This window comes from Janthinobacterium sp. GW460-12-1-14-LB5 (assembly GCF_059423585.1).
This window is the reverse complement of sequence record NZ_JBWKYD010000013.1, coordinates 146,776-170,319: the sequence shown is the minus strand read 5'-3', so window position 1 is coordinate 170,319 and position 23,544 is coordinate 146,776. Positions and strand designations below refer to the sequence as shown.

Here is a 23,544-nt window from a genome sequence, read left to right as displayed (position 1 = left end):
CGGCGTTGCTTGAAAATCAGACAGCTGCTTTGGCCGCCCTGCCGCCGAAGCGCGCGATGGCTTCGCCGACGATGCCGCGCCGGAACAGCAGCACGCAGATGACGAAGATCACGCCCGTGACCATGCCCACCGATTCGCCCAGGGTGCCGAACCACTCGATGCCCGTGTGCGTGGCCAGGTAGGTGCCGACATCGCCCAGCTTGTTTTCCAGCGCGATGATCAGCACGGCGCCGAGGATGGGGCCGGACAAGGTACCCATGCCGCCCACCAGGGTCATCAGCACGACCAGGCCCGACATGCCCCAGTACACGTCGGTCAAGGTCTCAAAGCCCAGCACCAGGGTCTTGGTGGCGCCGGCCAGGGCGGCGAGCGAAGCCGACAGGACGATGGCCATCAGCTTGTACTTGTTGACGTCGTAGCCCAGCGAGATGGCGCGCGGTTCGTTTTCCTTGATCGCCTTGAGCACCTGGCCGAACGGCGAATGGATGGTGCGCACGATCAGGGCGAAGCCGGCGACAAAAATGGCCAGCACGACGTAATACAGCACCGTGTCATTGCCCAGGTCTATCGTGCCCAGCAAGGTTCCACGTGGAACACCCTGCAAGCCATCCTCGCCGCCCGTGAACGGCAAACGCAAGGCCAGAAAGTACACCATCTGCGCCAGCGCCAGCGTGATCATCGTAAAGTAGATGCCCTGGCGGCGGATCGCCAGCCCGCCGATCACCAGGCCCAGCAAGGCGCCCGTGGCGACGCCGGCCAGCAAGCCCAGTTCCGTCGGCCAGCCCCAGGTGCGCAGCGCGTAGCCGGTGACATAGCCAGCGCCGCCGAAAAAGGCCGCATGGCCGAACGACAGCAAACCGGTGTAGCCGATCAGCAAATTAAAAGCACAGGCAAACAGGGCAAAGCACAGCAACTTCATCAGGAAGACGGGATAGCCGTAAAACGGGGCCGCCAGTGCCAGCAGCAGGGCAATGGCGTAGCCTACATTCTTATTCATCGTGGTAGCTCCAATACATGACTGATGAGGATTACTTTTCTTTGCCGAACAGGCCGGCGGGACGCAGCAGCAGCACGATGACCATCACCACGAACACCACTGTGGCCGAGCCTTCCGGGTAGAACACGCGGGTCAGGCCCTCGATCACGCCCAGGCCCAGGCCCGTCAGGATGGAGCCCATGATGGAACCCATGCCGCCGATTACCACCACGGCAAACACGACGATGATCAGGTTCGAGCCCATCAGCGGCGAGACCTGGATGATCGGCGCCGCCAGCACGCCGGCAAAACCGGCCAGCGCCACGCCGAAGCCGAAGGTCAAGGTCACCATCAGCGGCACGTTGATGCCGAACGCTTCCACCAGTTTCGGGTTTTCCGTGCCGGCCCGCAGGTAGGCGCCCAGCTTGGTTTTTTCGATGACGAACCAGGTGGCCAGGCAGACGGAGAGCGAAGCGATCACCACCCAGGCGCGGTAGTTCGGCAAGATCATGAAACCCAGATCCGTCGCGCCGGCCAGCGCTTCGGGCACGGCATACGGCTGGCCCGAGACGCCATAAAAGGAGCGAAACACGCCTTCCATGATCAGGGTAATGCCAAAGGTCAGCAGCAAGCCATACAGGTGGTCGAGTTTATACAGCCAGCGCAGCATGGTCTTTTCGATCAGGATGCCGACCAGGCCGACGAGGATCGGGGCGATGACCAGCATGGCCCAGTAACTGATGTCGAAATAGCTGAGGCCCATCCAGGCCAGGAAGGCGCCCATCATGTACATGGCGCCGTGCGAGAAATTAATAACGTTGAGCAAGCCGAAGATGACGGCCAGACCGAGGGACAACATGGCATAGAACGAGCCGTTGACAAGACCCAGCAGCAACTGGCTCATCATCGCTTGTATTGGAACGCCGAAAATTTCCATGGCATCACAGTATAAAAAGCACCGCCGGATAGCGGTGTGGTATCAAGGGAAACGCGCCACCGCAAACAAGTGCGGCGGCGCAAGGCGAACCCTGCGGGCGAAGCGTGCAGGACGAACCGCCCGCGCACAAGCGGGCGTTTCGCGGGTGTGGCTACAGCATTACTTCCACAACGAACACTTCGATTCAGCCTTGGTCACATACGCTTGCGCACCGGGCACGGTGGCGACCACCTTGTAGTAATCCCATGGATATTTCGATTCGGACGGCTTCTTGACTTCCATCAGATACATATCGTGCACCATGCGGCCATCGGGACGCACTTCGCCATTCTGGGTGAACATGTCGTTGATCTTGGTCTTCTTCAGATACGCCATGACTTTCTCGGTGTCATCCGTGCCGATCGCCTTGACGGCTTTCAGGTAGTTCGCCGCGGCCGAGTAATCGGCTGCCTGCAGCATCGACGGTTCCTTCTTCATCTTGGCGAAATAGCGTTTCGACCAGGCGCGCGTGTCCGCATTCAAGTCCCAGTACCAGCCGTCCGTCAGGTACATGCCCTGCGTCAGGTTCAAGCCCAGCGAATGGATGTCGTTGATGAAGATCAACAAGCCGGCCAGTTTCATCGACTTCGTCAGGCCGAACTCATTGGCCGCCTTGATGCTGTTGATGGCGTCGCCACCCGCATTGGCCAGGCCCAGGATCTGCGGCTTTGCCGCTTGCGCCTGCAGCAGGAAGGACGAGAAATCCGAGGCGCCCAGCGGATGCTTGACGCTGCCCAGCACCTTGCCGCCGGCCGCCTTGACGACTTCGGCCGTGTCCTTTTCCAGCGAGTGGCCAAATGCATAGTCGGCCGTCATGAAATACCAGTTCTTGCCGCCCTGCTTGACGATGGTGCCGCCCGTACCGCGCGCCAGCGCCACCGTATCGTAGGCGTAATGCACGGTGTACGGCGTGCACTCTTCATTCGTCAGGCGCGAGGAGCCTGCGCCGATGGCAATGAAGATTTTCTTCTTTTCCGCCGCGACCTTGGCCATGGCCAGGCTGGCGCCGGAATTGGTGCCGCCGATCAGCATGTCGACGCCCTGCTGGTCGAACCATTCGCGCGCCTTCGAGGCGGCGATGTCGGCCTTGTTTTGATGGTCGGCGGAAATGAATTCCACCTTCTTGCCGGCCAGTACCACGCCGGCATCGGCGATCGCCATCTTGATGGCTTCCGCGCCCCCTAAGCCGTCGACGTCGGAATACACGCCCGACATGTCGGAAATAAAGCCGATCTTGATGGTGTCGCCCGATACCTGGGCATGCGCGGCAGCGGAAAAGCCCAGTGCGCAAAGAGTGGCGGTGGCAATGGCGATAGCGTTACGTTTCATAGTGTCTCCGTTGGGATTATTGTTTGCTATTTAAACGATTGCTCGACGACGATACGGAACTACATGGGCATTACACGCCAAGCAGCTCGGTCAATACCGGCATCTTGGCTTCCAGTTCGGATGCAGCAAAGGTCTCGACGATCTGACCGTGCTCCATCACATAAAACCGGTCCGCCAGCGGCGCGGCAAACCGGAAATTCTGTTCCACCATGACGATGGTGTATCCCTTCGCTTTCAAGGTGGTGATCATGCGCGCCAGGCCCTGCACGATGACGGGCGCCAGGCCTTCGGAAATTTCATCGAGCAGCAGCAGTCGCGCGCCCGTGCGCAGGATGCGCGCCACGGCCAGCATCTGCTGCTCCCCGCCCGACAATCGCGTGCCCTGGCTGTGGCGGCGCTCCTGCAAATTCGGGAACATGGCGTAGATTTCCTCCACCGACATGCCCTTCTCGCCGCTGGCCAGGGTCGGCGGCAGCAGCAGGTTTTCCTCGGTCGACAGCGACGAGAAAATACCGCGCTCTTCAGGACAATAGCCGATGCCCAGGTGGGCGATTTTGTGCGTGGCCAAACCTATCGCTTCGGCGCCGTTGACTTTGATGGAACCCGTGCGCGCGCCCGTCAGCCCCATGATGGCGCGCAAGGTGGTCGTGCGGCCGGCGCCGTTGCGGCCCAGCAAAGTCACCACTTCGCCCTGCTCCACTTTCAGGTTCACGTCGTGCAGGATGTGCGATTCGCCATACCAGGTGTGCAGTTGCGTAATTTCCAGCGCGGGTGCCTTGTTGCTAGCGGTCATCAATGTGCCCCTTCCAGTTCGGCGTGGGTGGTGCCCATATACGCTTCCATCACTTGCGGATTGCGCGACACTTCCGCGTAACTGCCCTCGGCCAGCATGGCGCCGCGCTGCAGGACGGAAATCTTGTCGCAGATGCCGGAAACCACGCTCATATTGTGTTCCACCATCAAAATCGTGCGGCCAGCCGACACTTTTTTGATCAGCTCGGTGACGCGGTGCACGTCTTCGTGGCCCATGCCTTGCGTCGGTTCGTCGAGCAGCATCATTTCCGGTTCCATCGCCAGGGTGGTGGCAATTTCCAGCGCCCGCTTGCGTCCGTAGGGCATGTCGACCGTGATGGTGTCGGCAAATTCCGTCAGGTCGACCTCGGCCAGCAAGGCCATGGCGCGGTCGTTGAGCTGGTTCAAGGCGCGTTCGCTTTGCCAGAAGTGGAACGAGGTGCCGAGCTGGCGCTGCAAGCCGATGCGTACATTCTGCAGCACGGACAAATGCGGGAAGACGGCGGAAATCTGGAAAGAACGGATCACGCCCATGCGCGCGATCTGGGCCGGTTTGGCGGCCGTAATATCTTTCCCATTGAACAGGATCTGTCCGGATGTGGGGACCAGGAATTTGGTGAGCAAGTTGAAACACGTGGTCTTGCCGGCGCCGTTAGGACCGATCAAGGCGTGGATATGGCCCCGCTCTACCTTCAGGTTCACTTCGCTCACGGCGGTGAAACCCTTGAATTCCTTGGTCAAATTTCTTGTTTCCAAGATTACGTTTGACATCGTGTCTCCTAGTTGTACTTTTTGTACTACTTAGTCATTTTTATAATACACAACTTAAATTTAACGCACAATACAGTATAACTACGGGGATTTTTCGCCAGTCCGAATGGCGCAAACTCGCACGCTTGCCCGGCTATTTCCAGGCCGCGTGTATCATTTGCGCCGCTTTTTCCGCGATCATCACGGTGGGCGAGTTCGTATTACCAGAAGTAATGTAGGGCATGATGGAGGCATCGACGACGCGCAAACCGGCCACGCCGATCACGCGCAGCTGGCTGTCGACCACGCTCGCCGCATCGCCTGCCACGCCCATGCGGCAGGTGCCCACGGGATGAAAGATGGTGGTGCCGATCTGGCTGGCCGCCTGCGCCAGCTCTTCCTGGCTCTGGAATTGCACGCCAGGCTTGTATTCCTGCGGCGCAAATTTTTTCAGGGCCGGCGCGGCGGCGATGGCCCGCGTCAGGCGCAAGGCATCGGCCGCCACCTTGCGGTCCTGTTCGGTACTCAGGTAATTGGGCACGATCTTTGGCGCCGCATAACTGTCGGCCGACGCGATCTGCACGTGGCCGCGCGACGTCGGGCGCAGATTGCAGACGCTGGCCGTAAACGCGGGAAACGCGTGCAAGGGTTCGCCGAATTTGTCCAAGGACAAGGGCTGCACGTGATATTGCAGGTTTGGCGTGGCTTGCTGCGGGTCGGACTTGGCAAACGCCCCCAGCTGGGACGGCGCCATCGACATGGGCCCGCTCTGGAATAGCGCATATTGCAAGCCGATCTGCATTTTTCCCACGATATTGCTGGCCATCACGTTCAAGGTCTTCACGCCCTGGACTTTAAAGACCATGCGCAGCTGCAGGTGGTCCTGCAAATTGCCGCCCACGCCAGGAGAATCCAGCACGGGCGTGATACCGTGTTCGCGCAGCAAGGCGGCCGGGCCGATGCCGGACAATTGCAGCAATTGGGGTGAACCGATGGCGCCCGCCGTCAATAAAGTTTCACGCCGGGCCGTCGCCTGCCACTGCGTGCCGCCGCCCGTCAACACGATGCCCGTGCAGCGCGGCCCCGTTTCCGTCGTTTCCAGTAATAAGCGTTCCACGTGGCAACCCGTCATGATGGTCAGATTCGGGCGCCGCGATGCCGGTTTCAAAAACGCTTTCGAGGTATTCCAGCGGATGCCGCGGCGCTGGTTGACGTCGAAATACGCGCTGCCGCTATTATCTCCGCCATTAAAATCGCTGGTTTTCGGGATGCCGACCTGCTGCGCCGCATCGCGGAAAGCATTCAAAATATCCCACGACAGCCGCTGTTTTTCCACGCGCCATTCGCCGCCCGCGCCATGGTTTTCCGAGGCGCCGCCGTAATAATCCTCGCTTTGTTTAAATAGCGGCAAGACTTTGTCCCAGCGCCAGGAAGCGTCATCCGTCAGGTCGGCCCAGTGATCGTAATCGCCGGCCTGGCCGCGCATATAGATCATGCCGTTGATGGACGAGCTGCCGCCCAGCACTTTGCCGCGCGGATACATCAGGCTGCGTCCGCCCAGGCCCTCGTCCGCCTGCGTGGAATACAGCCAGTCCGTGCGCGGATTACCGATGCAATGCAGATAGCCGACGGGGATGTGGATCCACACGTAATCGTCCTTGCCGCCCGCTTCCACGAGTAAAACATTGGCGTCCTTGTCGCGCGTGAGCCGGTTGGCCAGCACGCAACCTGCCGTGCCGCCGCCCACGATGATGTAGTCGTATTCGCCTGCCGATTCCAATGAAGCTCCTTTCGGTATGCCATCAAGCTGTCGCGCGGCGTGTCTCCCCGCCCCGTTCCGCTACCAGAGTCTGTCTTTCTTCATGCATGCATGGCTGCTGAGCCGTATTGAGATTACCACCAGTGCCGGGCCAGGGCGACATTAATCGTGGCAAGCGATAGGAAAAAGCATCCAGGCAAGCCCAAAAAACCGGGCAAAACAGGGGCAGCGAGCTGTGGATAACCGTATGGATATCCACAGGTACGATATGTGAGTAAACGAAATTTTTTTTGGATGACTTTTTTTTATCCCAAAACCATCCCGGGCAGATACAACGCTTACTCAGCGCTTATCCGCACGCCAAGCAATTGTTTACAAGGATAAATCGGGACTTATCCACAGAAGATGCCGCCGTTAACTACTATTACTATTCTTGTATACGAACTTGTTAAGGTAAACCCGACAACGCCCGCTTTGCCTGCCCTTCGCCTTCGGGAAGGTTCGCAAGCCTGTCTTCAAAAAAAACCGCCGAACTGCTTTGGCTGACAAAAAAAAAATCCAGCCAACAACTGAGCAACGAAAACCGGCGCGGCCGGCATCACGCGCACAGCACTGCCAAACCGTTTTGCAAAATAGAAACGTCAACCGGCTTGAGCAGACACAGTGCCAGCAAGCCATTCGATGTCGAAAAGAGGGGGGATTTGAAGCGATTGTGGATAAGTCACTTGATATCCACAGGATGACTTGTGAGTAAACACGAAGTTATGCGCAGGACCGCATTTTATACAATTTTGCTCCTCGCGTGATACAGCGATTATTCACGCTTTATTTTGCACGTAAACGGTTGATCCTGTTGAAAAAAAGTGACTTATCCACAGAAAAAAACGCGTTTACTATTACTACTATTTTTATATATAGATCTATTGTAAACCGACAAAAAAAGCGGAAGTCCGGGGATATTTCCAAAAAGCATGCAAAAAGCATCAAAAAAAAAGCCAACGGCGACAGCGCGACCCACTGCCAAACCGTCTACCAGGAATCACCTGGACGCCAATGTTCGCGAAAGAACAGCGTTCGTGATCGCTCAACATGCATTGCCAGACAGGGATCCGTACACGCAAATCCCGTCAAACATGTCACTGCAGCAAGAAAACCCGTGATTTTTGCTTGCCACTGTGGATAAGTGCCTGCATATCCACAGGATGAGATGTGGGAAAAGTCGATCTTTGTCCACAAGCCAATTTTTATCCCAAACAAGTCCTCCGTAGATACAATGCTTGTGCGCCTACTTTTTTGTGCGCTAAGTCGATGATTTTTAGACGGTATACCGACTTATCCACAAAAAAATGGCCGTTTACTATCACTACTATTTTTATGTATACATCTTTATTTAAAACACAGAGACAAACGCGCACGGTGGAAAAGTCGCCTGAACGGCTGTTTTCACCCTGTAAACCGTCTTGCAATGCAAAAAACCTGTAAAAACAGCATGAATTCACACAAAAAAATGCGTTTAGGCATCATCAGTGCCTTGCACGAAGAACAGCAGGGGCTGGTAGAAGCCATGCAAGGCCCCCAGAGGCGTTCGCACGGCATGCGCGACTACACCCTGGGAACCCTGTGGAATATCGACGCTGTGTGCGTCCTGTCGCGTCTGGGCAAGGTTGCCGCTGCCATGACAGCTTCTATCCTTGTGGAAAAGTACGGAGTTACCCACATCGTCTTCACCGGCGTGGCCGGCAGTGGGGATAAACACGTGAAAGTCGGCGATATCGTCGTGGCGGAATCGTTGCTGCAACACGATATGGACGCCCGCCCTCTGTTTCCCCGCTTCGAAGTGCCGCTGACGGGCTTGCAGCGCTTCGCCACGGATCTGGAACTGAGCACGCAACTGGCTGGCGCCGCGGAAGATTTCCTGCGCGACGATGTTTCCAGCGTGCTCAAGGCGGCCGATATCGTGGAATTCGGCTTGCAGCACGCGCAGGTGCACCGCGGCCTGATCGCCAGCGGCGACCAGTTCATCAGCAGCGCCGCGCATATCAAGCAGCTGAAAGCGGATATCCCGGACTTGCTGGCCGTCGAAATGGAAGGCGCCGCCGTGGCGCAAGTGTGTTTTGAACTCGGTGTGCCGTTTACGGTCATGCGCACCATTTCCGACAACGCGAATGAGGAGGCCGCCGTCGACTTCATGCGTTTCGTGCAATCCGTCGCCTCGCCGTACGCGTTGACGGTGATTCAGCAATTGTGCCAGCGCCTGGCCGGCTGATTTTTCAGCTAGCGTGCATAAAAAAAGGGCAGAACCACTGGTTCTGCCCTTTGTATTTAAAAACAAAGGAGCCTGAAAAATGTTCAGGGCTAGGCGCCTTGCTGCAGGCAGTACGAATGTACGGCCAGGCAAGGCAACAACGCCATGGACTTTTTCTCAGGTTCCTTTAGACACTGAGCATCATTAAACTCGCGTTACCACCCGCTGCCGTCGTATTCACGCACAGCGCCCGCTCAGCGACGAGGCGCCACAGGGGGATGGCACCGTCCTGCGTGGTGGCAATGGTGCTCACCAGGGCCCCTTCCCGCGCCGCCAGCAGCGGTTTGAGCTGGCCATCGAGACTCGGCTCGATCATGGCGATCTGGAAATCCTGCTTGACCGACTCCAGGCTGCTGACGATCTGAATGCGGTCTTTCAGCGCCGCCGGCAAGTCGGCCGGGATCAACTCCGGCGTTTGCGCCAGCACCAGGGCCTGGTTACCGGTGGCCAGCACGGCCGCCAACTGGTTCATCAGGGTGCCGGAGGTGGCCGCCGCGCACAGGATCGTGCCCCGTGCGGCAAAGCTCAGGGTGTTGCGCTCGCCCGTCGGGCCTGGCAAGACGGTGGTGCTGCCCAGCAAGGTGGTGCGCGCGTATTCCTGCGCCAGTTGCTCGACCTTGTCGTGGCCATGCATCTTGGCCCACACGGTCAGCGCATCAAGCGCCGGCGGCGCCTGGCGCTGGTGCTGCGCGCCGGCCGGCGCATTGCGCTGCAGGCGTTTCAGGTACAGGGGCCCGCCCGCCTTCGGACCGGTGCCCGATTTGCCTTCGCCGCCGAACGGCTGCACGCCGACGACGGCGCCGACGATGTTGCGGTTGACATAAATATTGCCCACATGCGCGCGCTGGGTGATGAAATCGATGGTTTCATCGATGCGCGTATGGATGCCCAGGGTCAAGCCGTAACCGCTGTCGTTGATCGATTGCACCAGTTGCGGCAGTTCGGCCCGCTTGTAGCGGATCACGTGCAGCACGGGGCCGAAGACTTCCTGCGTCAATTGCGCCAGCGACTTGATTTCCAGCACGGTCGGGGCGACGAACGTGCCTTTGACGGTCGGCAAATCGAGCGAATAATGGTCGATGGCCATGGTTTTCATCTTGTTGATGTGGGCCAGCAAGTTACTTTGCGCTTCCGCATCGATGACGGGACCGATATCGGTGGCCAGGCGGTCAGGATTGCCAACGCGCAATTCCTGCATGGCACCTTTCAGCATGTGGATAGTCTTGTCGGCGATTTCCGCTTGCAGGAACAGCACGCGCAAGGCCGAGCAGCGCTGGCCGGCGCTGTCGAAAGCGGATGACATCACGTCCTGCACCACTTGCTCCGGCAAGGCGGACGAATCGACGATCAGGGCATTCTGGCCACCCGTTTCGGCGATCAGGGGAAGGTCGATGCCTTCGGCTACGGCGCGCGCGGCCAGGTTGCGGTTGATCAATTGCGCCACTTCCGTCGAACCCGTGAAAATCACGCCTTTGACGCGCGCGTCATTGCACAGGCCGGCGCCGACGACTTCTCCGCTGCCGGGCAAGAATTGCAGCGCACCGCGCGGCACGCCAGCCGCATGCAGCAATTGCACGGCGCGGTGGGCGATCAGCGGCGTTTGCTCGGCCGGCTTGGCCAGCACCACGTTGCCGGCGGCCAGGGCGGCGGCCAGTTGGCCCGTAAAGATGGCCAGCGGGAAATTCCACGGGCTGATGCAGGTGACGGGACCGAGCGCCAGGGTGTTCGGCGCGTGTTCCACCTGCGCCGCGTAGTAGCGCAGGAAGTCGACGGCTTCGCGGATTTCCGCGATCGCGTTCGGCAGCGACTTGCCCGCTTCGCGCACGGCCAGGGCCATCAGCTCGATATGGTGTTCTTCGAACAGGTCGGCCGCGCGTTGCAACGCTTGCGCGCGCAGCGATGGTTCCGTGGTTTGCCAATCCATGGCATACGCGCTGGCGCTGGCCAGCGCCGTTTCCACGTCGGCCGGACCGGCTTCCATGACCTTGCCCACGACATCGTCGTGCTGGGCCGGGTTGTGCAGCATGTGCGTGGGGCCGTTCAGGCTGACGGCGCCATCGATCAGCGGCGCTGCCTGCCATTGTTGCTGCTGGGCCAGGCCGGTGGCCAGGGTGCGCAAGGTGTCTTCATTCGACAGGTCCAGGCCGGCCGAGTTCCTGCGCTCGCTGCCAAACATGTCCAGCGGCAACGGAATCGACGGGTGCGGCAAGCCGCCCTGCAAGCGCGCCTGCTCGAGGGGATCGCGGATCAGGCTATCGATGGCCACGCTTTCGTCGACGATCTGGTTGACGAACGACGAGTTGGCGCCGTTTTCCAGCAGGCGGCGCACCAGGTAGGCCAGCAGGGTTTCATGCGAGCCGACGGGGGCGTAGATACGGCACGGCTTGTCGAGGTTGTCGGGGCCGACGACCTGGTCGTACAGGGTCTCGCCCATGCCGTGCAGGCACTGGAATTCGTAGTCGGTGATGCCGTCGCGTTTCGCCCAGGTGTAGATGGTCGACAGGGTTTGCGCGTTGTGCGTGGCAAATTGCGGGTAGATCAGGCTGCTCGCCGCCAGCAGTTTTTGCGCACACACGAGGTAAGACACGTCCGTGTAGACCTTGCGCGTGTAGACGGGATAGCCTTCCTGGCCATCGACTTGCGCGCGTTTGACTTCCGCATCCCAATACGCGCCCTTCACCAGGCGCACCATGAACTTGCGGCCGCTGCGGCGCGCCAGGTCGATCAGGTAATCGATGGCAAACGGGCAGCGCTTCTGATACGCCTGCACCACATAGCCGATGCCGTCGAAGCCGGCCAAATCTGTATCGAAAGCCAGTGCTTCCATCAGGTCGAGCGACAGTTCCAGGCGGTCCGTTTCTTCCGCATCGATGTTGAAGCCGATGTTGTACTGTTTTGCCAGCAACAGCAGCGCTTTGACCTTTGGCAACAATTCTTCCATGACGCGGGCGCGCTGGGCGCGGCTGTAGCGAGCGTGCAGGGCCGACAGTTTCACGGAAATGCCGGGGCCGTTGCGGATGCCGCGCCCGTTCGAGGCCTTGCCGATCGCGTGGATCGCCGTTTCGTACGAGGCGTAGTAATTGGCCGCGTCGGCTTGCGTCAGGGCCGCCTCGCCCAGCATGTCGTACGAGTAGCGGTAGCCGCGGGTTTCATTCTCGCGGCTGTTTTTCAGCGCTTCTTCGATGGTCTGGCCCGTGACGAACTGGTTGCCCAGCATGCGCATGGCCAGGTCGACGCCCTTGCGGATCAGCGGTTCGCCGCCTTTGGCGATGAGCTTGGTCATCGCCGAACCGAGGCCCGATTCGCTGCTGGTACTGACCAGTTTGCCCGTAATCAGCAAACCCCAGGTGGCCGCGTTGACGAACAGCGACGGCGATTCACCCAGGTGCTTCTTCCAGTCGCCCTTGCTGATTTTGTCGGCGATCAGACGGTCGGCCGTTTGACTGTCGGGTATACGCAACAGCGCTTCAGCCAGACACATCAATGCAACACCCTCTTCCGACGATAGCGAGAACTCGTGCATCAGTGCATCGACGCCGGACGCGCGTGTGCGTTTTTGGCGCACGTTCGACACCAGGCGGTGCGCCAGCGCTTGTCCTTCGGCCGTCGTTTCGGTGCTGCTGGGGCGTACCTGTTGCAACAGCCACTGCACGGCGGAAACCTCGTCGCGCCTATAGGCGGCAGTGATGGCGGCGCGTTGGGGTGTCGCTTCGGGCAGGATTTCTGCCTGGAACGCAGCAAAAGGAATCGGGGTAAAAGCCGAGGGGCCTGCAGGGTGCATAAGTGCTCTTTACAAGGAAAAAGGGGACGAAAACTGACGTAATTCTTGCTCTTTTTTGGTGCAAAAAAATACAGAAAGTCGGACGTTAAGATGATTCGATTGTAAAGGGGATTCTTATGGATTAATTCTGGTAATACAGGGGACTAGCAATAGATAGTTTTTGATGCGACAATTTAACCAAATAATATTAATTTGGGGGTGATGGTAATGCTGGACAAGATCAGTAAGAAAATCTTGATGGAATTGCAGAGCGATGGACGCATCAGCAATGTGGAGCTGGCCGCGCGCGTGAACCTGTCGCCGGCCGCCTGCCTGGAGCGCGTGCGCAAGTTGCACGAATCCGGTTACATCATGGGCTATACGGCCCAGTTGAACCCGCAGCTGCTCGACGTGTCGCTGCTGGTGTTCATCGAAGTGGTGCTCGATCGCACGACGCCGGAAGTGTTCGACGCCTTCAAGCATAGCGTACAAATCATTCCAGAGGTACTGGAATGTCATATGGTCGCCGGCGGTTTCGATTACCTGGTCAAGGCGCGCGTCAAGGACATGGCTGCCTACCGCGAATTCCTGGGCAAGACGCTGTTGCAGAAAGGTGTGCGGGAAACCCACACTTATGCCGTCATGGAAGAGGTCAAAAACACCACCAAATTGCCGATTAAGTGACCTCGGTGTAGCCGCCCCACTTTTCTGATTGAGCTATCGGAACAAATGTTGTAGGGTAGAACTACAATTCTGCTATCCGGTAGCCGCCTGAAACGCCGCGCAGACGGTAACTTCAGGGTGCACAGTGGGCAATCGTGCCCATCCGCATACGGTTACAGCACGTCCCCTCGGCGGGGACGTGACGGGTTCGCGCAGCGGGGGACAAATGAAGCAGTTGCAGCATCAGCTGGTGCGTTTCTTTGTATTCACGATCCTGGCCATGGCCGTCGCCTGTTGCCTGGCCTATCTGCTGCTGCTGTCGGGCGGCGACCATCCGTATCTGATTGCCTGCGTGGCGGCCGCCATCGGCGCCGCGCTGCTGGCGTTTGCCGGCCGTCCGCGCGGCGAGCCGGGCTTGCACCAGTTTGCCGACACGGTGGGCAACGCCATCGATGCCATCATGATCGGCGCGGCGGAAACCTCGTATTTTGTCGATTCCGTCAAACAGAAGGTGGAACTCGACGTGCGCACGGCCAGCGACATCGCCGACAGTTCCGGACAGAACGCCGCGATGACGGAAAAGATCGCCGCCAATGCGGAACGGGCCGCCAAGGTGGCCGCCGGCGTGCGCGTGGAAAGCGTGGCGGCGCGCGCCGAAGTGGACCAGGGCTTGCGCCGCATCAATAGCGCGCGCGAGGAAGCGCAAGGCGCGTCCAGCAACATGCTGAGCCTGCAGGAAAAATCCAAACGCATCACGGGCTTTACGGAAGCCATTTCCGATATTTCCGCGCGCACCAATTTGCTGGCGCTGAACGCCGCCATCGAAGCGGCGCGCGCCGGCGAACACGGGCGCGGTTTTGCCGTGGTGGCCGGCGAAGTGCGGCAATTGGCGCAGCGTACCAAGGAAGCCTCCGATGAAATCAGCGTGATGGTGCGCGAAATCAATGAACAGGCGGAAAAAGCCGCGCGCGGCATGAGTTCGCTCGCGACCGGTGTCACGGAAGCGGCGCGCAATGTGGAAAGCGTGCATGCCTCACTCAGCCATATCGAGCAGTCATCGGGCGAATCCGAGGACGAGATCGGGCAGATCGCCCGCGCCTCGCGCGAACACGTCGATACGACGCAGCTGATTGCCGATGCCATCCTGCAAATCCGCGACAGCATGCTGTCGACGAATGCCGAATTGCCGCGCGCCACGCAGTCGGCCATGGCCCTGGCCGAGCGGGCCGAAGCGATCGCCGGCGCCCTGGGCGAATCGAGCGTGGCCACGCCGCACGACGAGATCCGCGAGGCGGCCCAGCGCGCCGCGCGCGAGGTGGGCAAACTGTTCGAGCAAGCGATCGCGTCGGGCCGCATCACGCGCGAAGCCCTGTTCGACCGCCATTACCGGCCCATCCCGAATACCAATCCGCCCAAGCACAACACGAAGTTCGATGCATTTACGGACAAGGTGCTGCCGGACCTGCAGGAAGGCGTGCTGGCCGCATTACCTCACCTGGCGTATGCGGGCGCCGTCGACAACAATGGATATTTTCCAACGCACAACAAGAAGTTTTCCCAGCCGCTGACGGGAGATTACGCCACCGATATGGTGAATAACCGCACCAAGCGCATCTTCAGTGACCGTACGGGCAAGCGCTGCGGCAGCAACACCAAGCCCTTCCTGTTGCAAACCTATAAACGCGATACGGGCGAAGTCATGCACGATTTATCCGTGCCCATCCACGTCGAGGGCAAGCACTGGGGCGGTTTTAGAATTGGTTATCGCTCCAGCAGCCATGCATGATGAACATCTGATTAAATCTACTGCGCGTCGTCATTTGCGGCCTGCGATGCTCACTGTGCTAGAGCACAGTTCCGCTTCTCGGCCACAACTTACTTCCGCTCGCTACGATTTTCTCAGACGTTCGTGCCGCTAATTTTTTCACTCGATATGGGGCTTCGGCGCCACGCCGCCGCCGGCCGCCGTGGCCGTCCGTAACGTGGGCGTGTTCATGCTTTCCAGGTGGTTGCGCAGCCACTTGTGGGCGGGGCTGCGGGCGTCGCGCTCGTGCCACAGCATGTCCAGGTGGACGGCCGGCAAGGTCAACGGCAAATCCTTGTACAGCAGGGATTCCGTCATGCCCGTCGAGGCGATCAGATGGCGCGGCAAGACGGTGATCAGGTCGGAATTGGCGACGACTCGCCCGGCCGTGAAGAACTGGTTGACCGTCAGCAAGATGCGCCGTTCGCGGTGGATCTGCGACAGCGCTTCGTCGATCAAGCCATGCGCGCGGCCGGAAAAGCTCACCAATAAATGGTTCGCCGCGCAATAGTTATCCAGGGTCAATTCCTTGTCGGCCAACGGATGGCCGCGCCGCATCACGCATACATATTTGCCGGAATACAGGCGCTCGTGGCGGATGGGCGAACCCGTTTCGCTCGACAATTGCGCCGCCACGCCGGGAAAGAAGCCCACGGCCAGGTCGATGTCGCCGCGCAGCAACATCGGACGCGGTTCGCGCGTGGTCAGCGGCATCATGCGCACGTTGACGCCCGGCGCTTCCCGTTCGATCGAGCGCATCAGGGAGGGCAGCCAGAAGGCGGCCGTCGCATCGGCCATGGCCATGCGGAAGGTGGCGTGGGTTTTCGACACGTCGAAGGTTTCCGGCGTGACGGCCGCTTCCAGGCTGGCCAGGGCTGAGCGCACGGACGGCCACAGCGCTTCGGCACGGGGCGTGGGTTTCACGCCATATGCCGTGCGGATCAGCAATTCGTCACCGAGGCTTTCGCGCAGGCGTTTGATGGCGTTCGATACCGCCGGCTGCGTCATCGCCAGGTGGCCCGCTGCGCGCGTCAGGTTTTGTTCCGTCATGACGGCGTCGAAAACACGCAGCAAGTTCAGATCCAGCGTCAGAAAACTCATGGAAAGCCCAAGATAAAAGTTGAATTCAGATATTTAGTTAAGAGTGTAAACCGCGCCGGGCACGAATATTTTCACTCGTCAAAAAATATTACAGTTTTCCATTCACGATTCATATAATTGGTATCAAGAAATGGAATTAGATTTATATGTTGCACTGCACTATAGTACTGGCAAATTCTATAATGCACTGGAACAGTATGTCTACCTTCGCCTCCGCCCTGTACGCAGTATCCGCACCCGTGCTGGAGATTTCCCTGCTGAACGCCCTGCAACTCGTGCTGGTGATCGTCGCCGTGGGCGCCTTCGCCCTGCTGTTCAAGCCTTTGCTGGTGGGCATCGCCCGCGCCATGGTGCTGGTGGTGCGTCCCAAGCTGAGCCGCGAAGAGCGTTTGGCGCGCCAGCAGATGCGTGAAGCGCAAGCCTTGCAACGCACTCTGGGCAAGATGGATGGCGTGTCGCCAAGCAATGCCGCCGAATTGCGCGCCCTGTCGACGCGTGCCTGAGCGAGCAACTGTTGCAAAATGACAAGCCGGCCTGCGCCGGCTTTTTTTACGCCTGCCGCCAGCCGATTACGCCATGTCGCCCAGCAAATGCGCGCGCAATAGCGTGTCGGCCGGATGGGCGCCGATCCAGATTTTCAGCAGTGCATTATAAAAAGCCAGGTCCAGCACCGTGTCGCCCACCTGTTTGCCGTTCAGCTTGCACAAGGTGCCCTCTTCCGGCAGCCAGTCCACGGTGAGAATGTCGCCCTTCTTCAGGCCGGGCACCATGGCGAACATGGCGCCGAATTGCATCGTTTGGCTCAGCAGGCGCGTGCGGTCGGCCTGGTCGGAACTGCGCTTCAAGCCCTGCATGAACGCCTGTCCCAGCTCGTCGGAGGTGATATTGCGCAGCATGACGATTTCCAGACGGCGCGGCCCGGGCAGCGCCAGGATATCTTCCAGCTGGGTTTTCTTTTCCGGCAGGTACAGCGCGATCGTGTAGACCTTGAAGATGACCTTGTAGCGCACGCCGGCACCGTTGAGTTTCAACTCGCGGCTGGCCAGCTGCACCGTCTCGTCCAGCTTGACGCCGCCCACCTCGACGGCCAGCGCCGGTTGTGCCAAGACGGCGCACAGGCAGGCACAAGCCAGGGAGCGGCCCAAACGGGATGTGCTTATTTGCATCTTCTGCCTCCGTGGAGAAACATGGGCTGTGGATAAGTCAGCACACAGTGTAGAACAGTTGGCAGAAGCTGGCGCCACGCAGACGTGGCCCGGAAGTGGCGCGGAAGAAAAGCTTAAGTCTTGGCGGGAAGTTCCGCCTGCAGGCGTTCGTACTTGGCCATCAATTGCTCCGGGCTTTCGCGCCAGGCGGGATTGAAGGGGATGCAGCTGACGGGGCACACTTGCTGGCATTGCGGCTCGTCAAAGTGGCCCACGCATTCGGTGCACTTGTTGGGATCGATTTCGTAGATTTCCGCGCCCATGTAGATCGCGTCATTCGGGCACTCGGGCTCGCAAATGTCGCAATTGATGCATTCGTCGGTGATCAGTAATGCCATGATTTCACTCTTACTTATTGCGATGAGGCAGCGTTGGCGGCAATCTTGTTTTGCAGCCAGCGGTTCACCGAGGGGAAGACAAACTTGGAGACGTCGCCGCCCAGCGCCGCGATTTCGCGCACGATGGTGCCCGAAATGAATTGGTACTGGTCGGACGGCGTCAGGAACATGGTTTCGACATCGGGCAGCAGGTAGCGGTTCATGCCCGCCATCTGGAATTCGTATTCGAAGTCGGAAACGGCGCGCAGGCCGCGCACGATGACGCGCGCCTCGTGCTTGCGCACGAAATCCTTGAGCAGGCCGGAAAAGCTTTCCACTTGCACGTTCGGATAGTGGCCGAGCACTTCGTTGGCGATTTCCAGGCGTTCGTCGAGCGAGAAAAACGGTTGCTTGTTCTTGCTGTCGGCCACACCGACGATCAGCTTGTCAAACAGGCCCGATGCGCGGCGCACCAAATCTTCATGACCGCGCGTGAGCGGATCGAATGTTCCTGGATAAACGGCTACAACCATTGCGGCTCCCTGATGATGCACCAATATAGACGCGCATTATGCCTGAAATTGGTGACCACCTTGGTGCCGCGCCTCGGGCCAGGGAGCTTTTTTGCCTCATTTATAGGCAGATTCAGGCAGTTGCCAGCACTTTGTTGTAAGTTAGCAAATGATAATAAACGGTGCCCGCCTTGTCGGCGCGGATGACTTCCCATGGCGCCATCCACTCGGGTTTTTCGAGTGCGCTGGTGTCATCGAAGACGAGCGGCAAGCCCGATTCCGCATACACCATGCCGCCTTCCCTGAGCAGGTTGGCGCACAAGGGCAACACTTTCGCCAGGAAATCCTGCTGGTAGGGCGGGTCGAGGAAGATCAGGTCGAAACGCTGGCCGCGCGACGCCAGGCCTTGCGCCGTCAGCAAGGCGTCGCCGCGCAGCAGTTGCACATTGTCGGCGCGCAATTTTGTCTTGTTTTCTTCCAGCTGGCGGATCACGGGCGTGTGCGTATCGACCATGGTGACGGACGCCGCGCCGCGGCTGGCCGCTTCGAAGCCCAGCGCGCCGCTGCCGGCGAACAGGTCCAGCACCTGGGCGTTGGCCCAGTCGCCGTCGCGCAAGTGATTGATCCAGTTAAAGACGGTTTCGCGCACGCGGTCCGGCGTCGGGCGCAAGCCCAGTGCCTGCAAAACAGGCAGCACGGAGCGCTTCCACTGGCCGCCGATGATGCGCACCTGGTTCGGTGGCGGCGCGTGGTGGACGGGGACTTTGGCGGGTTTTTTAATTTTCTTTTGCATGGGCATTTCTTCAATTCGGTGGCGGCCACTATAGCATATGGCCCCCTCCCCCCTGCTGGCGCTGCCTGGCTATTTGGCTTGCGTGGCCAGGGAATTGAAATCGTCGATCCAGCCCTGCATGCGCTTGACGGCGTGGGCTTTTTGCGCCGGCGTGGCGATCTTGATCACCGTCAAGACCATCTGCGCCGTGCTGCTTTCGTAGGCATCAAAAAAGGCCTTGCGCTCGGAGTGTTCGAGGCGCTCGAAACTGTCCTTGATCAGGGTGTTGATCAGGCTCACGGTGGCGTCCTTGCCGAGCTTTTCCTGGTGGACTTTCTTGACCAGGTTCAATACGTTCTGCTGGCGCCGCATGCGTTCGTCGAGCCAGATCTCATTGTTCAGCGGACGCGCGTCGGACGCCTTGCGGATGAGGGCTTCCTGCTCGCTGCTGAAGCTGCCGAACCACAGTTCGAATTGCTCCATGGCTTTCTTGTAGCGCAGTTTCTGGCGCTTCTCCTGGTCGCCGCTCAGGTATTTCTTGCGATAATCATCATTGTTCGATTTGAACTTCTTTTCCATCTGCGCAATTTGCTCGGGCTTGAGCGAACGGGCCAGGTCGGCCAGTTCCGGCGCCGCCTTCAGCAGCAGCGTCTGGGTGCGCTGCTTGATTTCGCCGTAGTCGGCCATCAGGTCCGCCTGCGTGATATTGCCCTGTAACTGTTTCTGGCCCGTGCGCAGGATATCCACGTAATCCTTCAACTGCGTCTTGCGGTGCCAGTCGAACAGCTTGTCGATATCCTCGCGCACCCAGCCCTTCTGGTCGCGGTCCAGGTCGACATACGCGTTCAGCCACCAGTACAGCACGGTATCGCCATTGTTGTAGGCCAGGCGCAAGCCGCTGCAGCCGGCCATGACGACCAGCATGAGGGCCAGCACGGCATAAGTAAACCGCTGGAAGGGCGTGGAAGACGGGGCCTGCGTGTTAAACTTTTTCATATTCTTAACTTATAAAAATTACGGTCTATGAACGTTGTCATTCTCGCCGCCGGTATGGGGAAACGCATGCAGTCGGCGCTGCCAAAAGTACTGCACCCGCTGGCTGGCAAGCCGCTGCTGTCGCATGTGATCGATACGGCGCGCAGTCTGGCGCCGTCCCGATTATGCGTGATTTACGGGCATGGGGGCGCTGCGGTGCTGAAGTTGCTTGACGGCTACAAGACCAGCCAAGGCCTGGCGGTCGACGCGGCCGAGCAAACGCAGCAGCTGGGCACCGGCCATGCGGTGCAGCAAGCCGTGGCTTTGCTCGATGACAGCGTACCGACCCTGATCCTGTACGGCGACGTGCCGCTGACCAGCGCCGCTTCCCTGCAGCAGCTGGTGCAGGCGGCCGGCAAGGACAAGCTGGCTATTTTGACCGTGGAACAGGACGATCCCTTCGGCCTGGGCCGCATCGTGCGCGAGCATGGCGCCATCGTGCGCATCGTCGAGGAAAAGGATGCCACGCCAGAAGAGCGCGCCATCCGCGAAATCAACAGCGGCATCATGGTCGCGCCCACCGTGCCCCTGAAGCAATGGCTGTCGTCCCTGTCGAACAATAATGCTCAAGGGGAATACTATCTGACCGATATCGTTGCCCAGGCCGTCGCCGACGGCGTGGCCGTCACCTCGGCCCACCCGGCCGCCGTGTGGGAAGTGGCGGGCGTCAACAGCAAGGTGCAGCTGGCCCAGCTGGAGCGCATCCACCAGAACAATATCGCGCAAGCCCTGCTCGAGCGCGGCGTGACCCTGCTGGACCCGGCCCGCATCGACGTGCGCGGCGAACTCATTTGCGGCCGCGACGTCACCATCGACGTCGGCTGCGTGTTCGAAGGCCGCGTGGAACTGGGCGACGGCGTGCGCGTGGGCGCCAACAACGTCATCATCAATGCCACGGTGGCCGCCGGCGCGCACATCAAGCCCTTCTGCCATATCGAGGATGCCGTCGTCGGCGCCGCTTCCATCATCGGCCCCTACGCGCGCCTGCGTCCGGGCACGGTCCTGGCGGAAGATGTGCACGTCGGTAACTTCGTCGAAGTGAAAAACAGCCAGATCGCCGCGCACAGCAAGGCCAACCACCTGGCCTACATCGGCGACGCCACCATCGGTTCCAGGGTCAACATCGGCGCCGGCACGATCACCTGCAACTACGATGGCGTGAACAAGTTCCGCACGGTGATTGAAGACGATGCCTTTATCGGCAGCGACAGCCAGCTGATCGCCCCCGTCACCGTCGGCAAGGGCGCCACTCTGGGCGCCGGCACGACCTTGTCGAAGGATGCGCCGGCGGGCAAGCTGACGGTGTCGCGTGCGCGGCAAGTGACCATCGACGGCTGGACGCGTCCCGTCAAGATCAAGAAGTAAGGCTGGCGTCGGCGCTGGCACACGGGCAGGCCTTGCGGCCTGCCTTTTTTATTTGTGGATAACTATGTGGGTAAGCCCATCAGCAAGTATGGGATAAGCATGTGGGCAAGCCTGCGTACAAGCTGTGCGCAAGATGGGTGGCTTCGCCTGTCATGCGCCTGTCCTCCCCCTTCCCTCCGATTTCCGTCATTTTGCGGTCGTGTAAGCCGGTTTACCCGTCAATTGTGGATAAGTCTGTGTGTAAGCCTGCGGATAAGCACTGCATAGCCTTTGCATAAGTGGGGATAAGCAGTCGTGCCTGTCATCGGCCTGAGCTTGCTCTGTGGGTAAGCCTGTGGAAAAGCCGTGCATAGGCGGTGGAAAGCTGGTGGGTAAGTATTGCGTTGGATCAAGCAACAGCCGGAAGCCAGGCTTCCGGCTGTTGCTGCCGCATCAGAAACGGCGATTCAGCTCGACCCACAGGCGGGCGGAGTTGCGCGAAGCCAGCAGGACCGGCGTGCCGCCGATGGGCTTGGCGACATACGCGCGGGCATTCCACTGCTGTCCGTCCGCCCAGTTCACGCCCAGCCCGGCGCCGTGCAGGCGCGCGCTGTTCGGGCCTGCCGACCAGCGCTGCTGGTTGACCGTCACACGCGCGCTGTCGAGGAAGGCCACGGCTTGCCATTGCCCGGCGCTGCCGGTATCGAGGTCATGCCGCCATTCCGCGCTGCCGAAGTAGCCGAGGTCGCCAGCAGCCACGCCCACGTCATAGGCGCGCACCGTGTAGGGCCCGCCCACGCTCATCTTTTCGGACGAATCGAGGTTGCTATCGGCCCACTGCCCGGCGATGGCCAGGTACACGGCATTGCGCTGGTCCAGGTTTTGCAGGCGCGACAGGTTGACGTTCCATTTTGCGTAAGTGCCATGGCTGCGCGCGCTGTAGGCGTCGTTCAGGCGCGCCAGCGGGTCGCTGATGTCGAGCTTGCCAGCGGTGGCGGCCACGCTCCAACTGGTGATGGCGCCAGCCAGGGTCGCATCGCGCACGTCGCCGCCGAGGGTCGCGCCCAGGTTATCCAGGCGGCGGTCGCTGCGCATGGCACTGGTGTCGATGCGGTCGCGCAAGTGCACCTGGTCATATTGCAGCTGCAGATACATATTCGCATCGCGGCTGCGCAGCAGCGGATGGCGCAGCCAGCCACTGGCGACCTGGGCCGTGCCATGCGCTTCCAGCGGGCGCATGGCGCCTTCCAGGCGGTAGCGCAAGGCGGACATGGCCACCCCGGCGCGCGTGCCGGCGCCGTTCAGCAGCAAATCATAGCCGAGACGCGCATACGACATGCCCTTGCCCGAGCTGAGCACGCTGGCGCTGGCCACGTCGCCCTGGTGCAGCGGGTTGTACAGGTACACGGTGGCACCAAGGCGGGCGCGGCCCGTGTAACGGTTGCCATTGTTGTCGAGGAAAGCATTGCCGGCCACGCCAGGACCGGACCAGGCATCGACCAGCAGGTCGGAGCTGCCGACCTCGGCGCCGGGCTTGAGCGTGGCCGTGATGGCGACATTCGGGATGTCGGACAGCAACAGCAAGCTGCGGTCGAGTTCCGCCTGGCCGATGGTCTGGCCCGTTTGCAAGGGCGCCAGAGTGGCGTTCAGCAAGGCGTCGCTGACATCGCTGCGGTTGTCGATGCCGACCTGGCCATAGCGCGCCTCGAGTACTTCGATGCGCACGGTGCCCTGGCGGATGGTCTGGGCGGGCACGATGGCGCGCGCCAGCGGATAGCCGTTGACGCGGTAGTAGCTGGTGATGCGGGCGGCCAGTTCGCCCAGCTGCTCCAAGGTCAGCGTGGTGCCGCGGGCATCGGCCACCAGCGCTTGCAAGGTGGCCGTATCGAACGCGCCGTTGCCGGCGATGTCGATGCGCGTGACGAGAAATGGCGCGCTGGCGGGCAGCGGCGCGCCCTCTTTCTGTTCGATGCGCAGCGCTGGCGCACTGGCGGGCGCATTGGCGGGCGTGGCCGGCTGCATCTGGCGCAGGATGGCGCCCGCGTCGGGCACCACCGGGGTGGTTTGGGCGGCGGCGCATGGCGCAAAGGCCAGCAGCAGCAGGGACAGCAACGGTTGTTGCATCAGGTGTCGCGGAATCGATG

Annotated in this window: 19 protein-coding genes; 5 read left to right on the top strand and 14 right to left on the bottom strand. The window is 60.2% G+C overall.

The genetic code is table 11. The annotated features are described in order from the left end of the window. Positions 1-16: 16 nt before the first annotated feature. The 6 genes from AC07X6_RS15470 to AC07X6_RS15445 all read right to left on the bottom strand — a co-directional run bounded on the left by AC07X6_RS15470 (position 17) and on the right by AC07X6_RS15445 (position 6,603). Complete coding sequence (locus AC07X6_RS15470; RefSeq protein ID WP_230540106.1) at positions 17-997, bottom strand: branched-chain amino acid ABC transporter permease; 981 nt, start codon at positions 995-997, stop codon at positions 17-19. 31 nt (positions 998-1,028) lie between these two features. Beyond that, positions 1,029-1,913 (bottom strand): branched-chain amino acid ABC transporter permease, encoded by an 885-nt coding sequence (locus AC07X6_RS15465; protein ID WP_230540105.1) that lies wholly within the window; start codon positions 1,911-1,913, stop codon positions 1,029-1,031. 159 nt (positions 1,914-2,072) lie between these two features. Beyond that, positions 2,073-3,281 carry an ABC transporter substrate-binding protein gene (locus tag AC07X6_RS15460; protein ID WP_230540104.1) on the bottom strand — a complete coding sequence of 403 codons (1,209 nt, stop codon included), beginning with the start codon at positions 3,279-3,281 and terminating at the stop codon, positions 2,073-2,075. A gap of 70 nt (positions 3,282-3,351) precedes the next feature. Beyond that, on the bottom strand, positions 3,352-4,074 hold the full coding sequence (locus AC07X6_RS15455; RefSeq protein WP_474293825.1) for an ABC transporter ATP-binding protein: 723 nt from the start codon (positions 4,072-4,074) through the stop codon (positions 3,352-3,354). Next, positions 4,074-4,844 carry an ABC transporter ATP-binding protein gene (locus AC07X6_RS15450; RefSeq protein WP_035823437.1) on the bottom strand — a complete coding sequence of 257 codons (771 nt, stop codon included), beginning with the start codon at positions 4,842-4,844 and terminating at the stop codon, positions 4,074-4,076. Before AC07X6_RS15450 ends, AC07X6_RS15455 begins: the two co-directional genes overlap by 1 nt. 133 nt (positions 4,845-4,977) lie before the next feature. Beyond that, on the bottom strand, positions 4,978-6,603 hold the full coding sequence (locus tag AC07X6_RS15445) for a GMC family oxidoreductase (RefSeq protein WP_494791543.1): 1,626 nt from the start codon (positions 6,601-6,603) through the stop codon (positions 4,978-4,980). Between the two features lie 1,468 nt (positions 6,604-8,071). On the opposite strand from AC07X6_RS15445, the gene AC07X6_RS15440 reads away from it, so the two are divergent. Continuing rightward, entirely contained in the window at positions 8,072-8,848 is a 777-nt protein-coding gene (locus tag AC07X6_RS15440) for a 5'-methylthioadenosine/adenosylhomocysteine nucleosidase (protein ID WP_230540101.1), read from the top strand. Between the two features lie 166 nt (positions 8,849-9,014). Here the strand turns inward: AC07X6_RS15440 and putA are convergent, their stop codons facing one another. Further along, positions 9,015-12,668 carry a trifunctional transcriptional regulator/proline dehydrogenase/L-glutamate gamma-semialdehyde dehydrogenase gene (gene putA / locus AC07X6_RS15435; RefSeq protein WP_494791542.1) on the bottom strand — a complete coding sequence of 1,218 codons (3,654 nt, stop codon included), beginning with the start codon at positions 12,666-12,668 and terminating at the stop codon, positions 9,015-9,017. A 207-nt stretch (positions 12,669-12,875) separates the two neighbouring features. Here putA and AC07X6_RS15430 point away from each other — a divergent pair, with 207 nt between their 5' ends. Beyond that, complete coding sequence (locus AC07X6_RS15430) at positions 12,876-13,331, top strand: Lrp/AsnC ligand binding domain-containing protein (protein ID WP_010393827.1); 456 nt, start codon at positions 12,876-12,878, stop codon at positions 13,329-13,331. A gap of 205 nt (positions 13,332-13,536) precedes the next feature. After that, a complete protein-coding gene (locus AC07X6_RS15425; RefSeq protein WP_494791541.1) occupies positions 13,537-15,096 on the top strand; it encodes a methyl-accepting chemotaxis protein in 1,560 nt (519 codons plus the stop codon). A gap of 138 nt (positions 15,097-15,234) precedes the next feature. On the opposite strand, the gene AC07X6_RS15420 is transcribed toward AC07X6_RS15425, so the two are convergent. Continuing rightward, the gene (locus AC07X6_RS15420; protein ID WP_034752642.1) at positions 15,235-16,215 is read right to left on the bottom strand and encodes a LysR family transcriptional regulator; all 981 of its coding nucleotides are present in this window, start codon (positions 16,213-16,215) and stop codon (positions 15,235-15,237) included. A 197-nt stretch (positions 16,216-16,412) separates the two neighbouring features. Here AC07X6_RS15420 and AC07X6_RS15415 point away from each other — a divergent pair, with 197 nt between their 5' ends. Beyond that, positions 16,413-16,718, top strand: a complete 306-nt coding sequence (locus tag AC07X6_RS15415; protein ID WP_070218913.1) for a hypothetical protein — start codon at positions 16,413-16,415, stop codon at positions 16,716-16,718. Between the two features lie 66 nt (positions 16,719-16,784). On the opposite strand, the gene AC07X6_RS15410 is transcribed toward AC07X6_RS15415, so the two are convergent. From AC07X6_RS15410 to AC07X6_RS15390, 5 genes are all read right to left on the bottom strand, one after another. Next, entirely contained in the window at positions 16,785-17,381 is a 597-nt protein-coding gene (locus AC07X6_RS15410; RefSeq protein WP_494791540.1) for a chalcone isomerase family protein, read from the bottom strand. 113 nt (positions 17,382-17,494) lie between these two features. Beyond that, positions 17,495-17,758 (bottom strand): YfhL family 4Fe-4S dicluster ferredoxin, encoded by a 264-nt coding sequence (locus AC07X6_RS15405; RefSeq protein WP_035823425.1) that lies wholly within the window; start codon positions 17,756-17,758, stop codon positions 17,495-17,497. Between the two features lie 14 nt (positions 17,759-17,772). Then, positions 17,773-18,270: a pantetheine-phosphate adenylyltransferase gene (coaD, locus tag AC07X6_RS15400; protein WP_034752633.1), complete on the bottom strand. Its 498-nt coding sequence runs from the start codon at positions 18,268-18,270 to the stop codon at positions 17,773-17,775. 112 nt (positions 18,271-18,382) lie between these two features. Then, positions 18,383-19,042 carry a 16S rRNA (guanine(966)-N(2))-methyltransferase RsmD gene (gene rsmD, locus AC07X6_RS15395; protein WP_494791539.1) on the bottom strand — a complete coding sequence of 220 codons (660 nt, stop codon included), beginning with the start codon at positions 19,040-19,042 and terminating at the stop codon, positions 18,383-18,385. Positions 19,043-19,111: 69 nt separating this feature from the next. Continuing rightward, positions 19,112-20,017 (bottom strand): DUF6279 family lipoprotein, encoded by a 906-nt coding sequence (locus tag AC07X6_RS15390; protein ID WP_494791538.1) that lies wholly within the window; start codon positions 20,015-20,017, stop codon positions 19,112-19,114. A 27-nt stretch (positions 20,018-20,044) separates the two neighbouring features. Here AC07X6_RS15390 and glmU point away from each other — a divergent pair, with 27 nt between their 5' ends. Further along, on the top strand, positions 20,045-21,421 hold the full coding sequence (glmU, locus tag AC07X6_RS15385) for a bifunctional UDP-N-acetylglucosamine diphosphorylase/glucosamine-1-phosphate N-acetyltransferase GlmU (RefSeq protein ID WP_494791537.1): 1,377 nt from the start codon (positions 20,045-20,047) through the stop codon (positions 21,419-21,421). 432 nt (positions 21,422-21,853) lie between these two features. On the opposite strand, the gene AC07X6_RS15380 is transcribed toward glmU, so the two are convergent. Further along, the gene (locus AC07X6_RS15380) at positions 21,854-23,524 is read right to left on the bottom strand and encodes a ShlB/FhaC/HecB family hemolysin secretion/activation protein (protein ID WP_494791536.1); all 1,671 of its coding nucleotides are present in this window, start codon (positions 23,522-23,524) and stop codon (positions 21,854-21,856) included. Between the last annotated feature and the right edge of the window lie 20 nt (positions 23,525-23,544).

Excerpts from the sequence above, each read along its gene's own strand:
- AC07X6_RS15450 (WP_035823437.1), bottom strand. The coding sequence starts at position 4,844 with ATGTCAAACGTAATCTTGGAAACAAGAAATTTGACCAAGGAATTCAAG.
- AC07X6_RS15440 (WP_230540101.1), top strand. The coding sequence starts at position 8,072 with ATGAATTCACACAAAAAAATGCGTTTAGGCATCATCAGTGCCTTGCAC.
- AC07X6_RS15465 (WP_230540105.1), bottom strand. The coding sequence starts at position 1,913 with ATGGAAATTTTCGGCGTTCCAATACAAGCGATGATGAGCCAGTTGCTG.
- AC07X6_RS15430 (WP_010393827.1), top strand. The coding sequence starts at position 12,876 with ATGCTGGACAAGATCAGTAAGAAAATCTTGATGGAATTGCAGAGCGAT.
- AC07X6_RS15455 (WP_474293825.1), bottom strand. The coding sequence starts at position 4,074 with ATGACCGCTAGCAACAAGGCACCCGCGCTGGAAATTACGCAACTGCAC.
- AC07X6_RS15405 (WP_035823425.1), bottom strand. The coding sequence starts at position 17,758 with ATGGCATTACTGATCACCGACGAATGCATCAATTGCGACATTTGCGAG.
- AC07X6_RS15390 (WP_494791538.1), bottom strand. The coding sequence starts at position 20,017 with ATGAAAAAGTTTAACACGCAGGCCCCGTCTTCCACGCCCTTCCAGCGG.
- AC07X6_RS15460 (WP_230540104.1), bottom strand. The coding sequence starts at position 3,281 with ATGAAACGTAACGCTATCGCCATTGCCACCGCCACTCTTTGCGCACTG.
- AC07X6_RS15410 (WP_494791540.1), bottom strand. The coding sequence starts at position 17,381 with ATGCAAATAAGCACATCCCGTTTGGGCCGCTCCCTGGCTTGTGCCTGC.
- glmU (WP_494791537.1), top strand. The coding sequence starts at position 20,045 with ATGAACGTTGTCATTCTCGCCGCCGGTATGGGGAAACGCATGCAGTCG.
- AC07X6_RS15425 (WP_494791541.1), top strand. The coding sequence starts at position 13,537 with ATGAAGCAGTTGCAGCATCAGCTGGTGCGTTTCTTTGTATTCACGATC.
- AC07X6_RS15420 (WP_034752642.1), bottom strand. The coding sequence starts at position 16,215 with ATGAGTTTTCTGACGCTGGATCTGAACTTGCTGCGTGTTTTCGACGCC.
- rsmD (WP_494791539.1), bottom strand. The coding sequence starts at position 19,042 with ATGCAAAAGAAAATTAAAAAACCCGCCAAAGTCCCCGTCCACCACGCG.
- AC07X6_RS15415 (WP_070218913.1), top strand. The coding sequence starts at position 16,413 with ATGTCTACCTTCGCCTCCGCCCTGTACGCAGTATCCGCACCCGTGCTG.
- AC07X6_RS15380 (WP_494791536.1), bottom strand. The coding sequence starts at position 23,524 with ATGCAACAACCGTTGCTGTCCCTGCTGCTGCTGGCCTTTGCGCCATGC.
- coaD (WP_034752633.1), bottom strand. The coding sequence starts at position 18,270 with ATGGTTGTAGCCGTTTATCCAGGAACATTCGATCCGCTCACGCGCGGT.
- putA (WP_494791542.1), bottom strand. The coding sequence starts at position 12,668 with ATGCACCCTGCAGGCCCCTCGGCTTTTACCCCGATTCCTTTTGCTGCG.
- AC07X6_RS15470 (WP_230540106.1), bottom strand. The coding sequence starts at position 997 with ATGAATAAGAATGTAGGCTACGCCATTGCCCTGCTGCTGGCACTGGCG.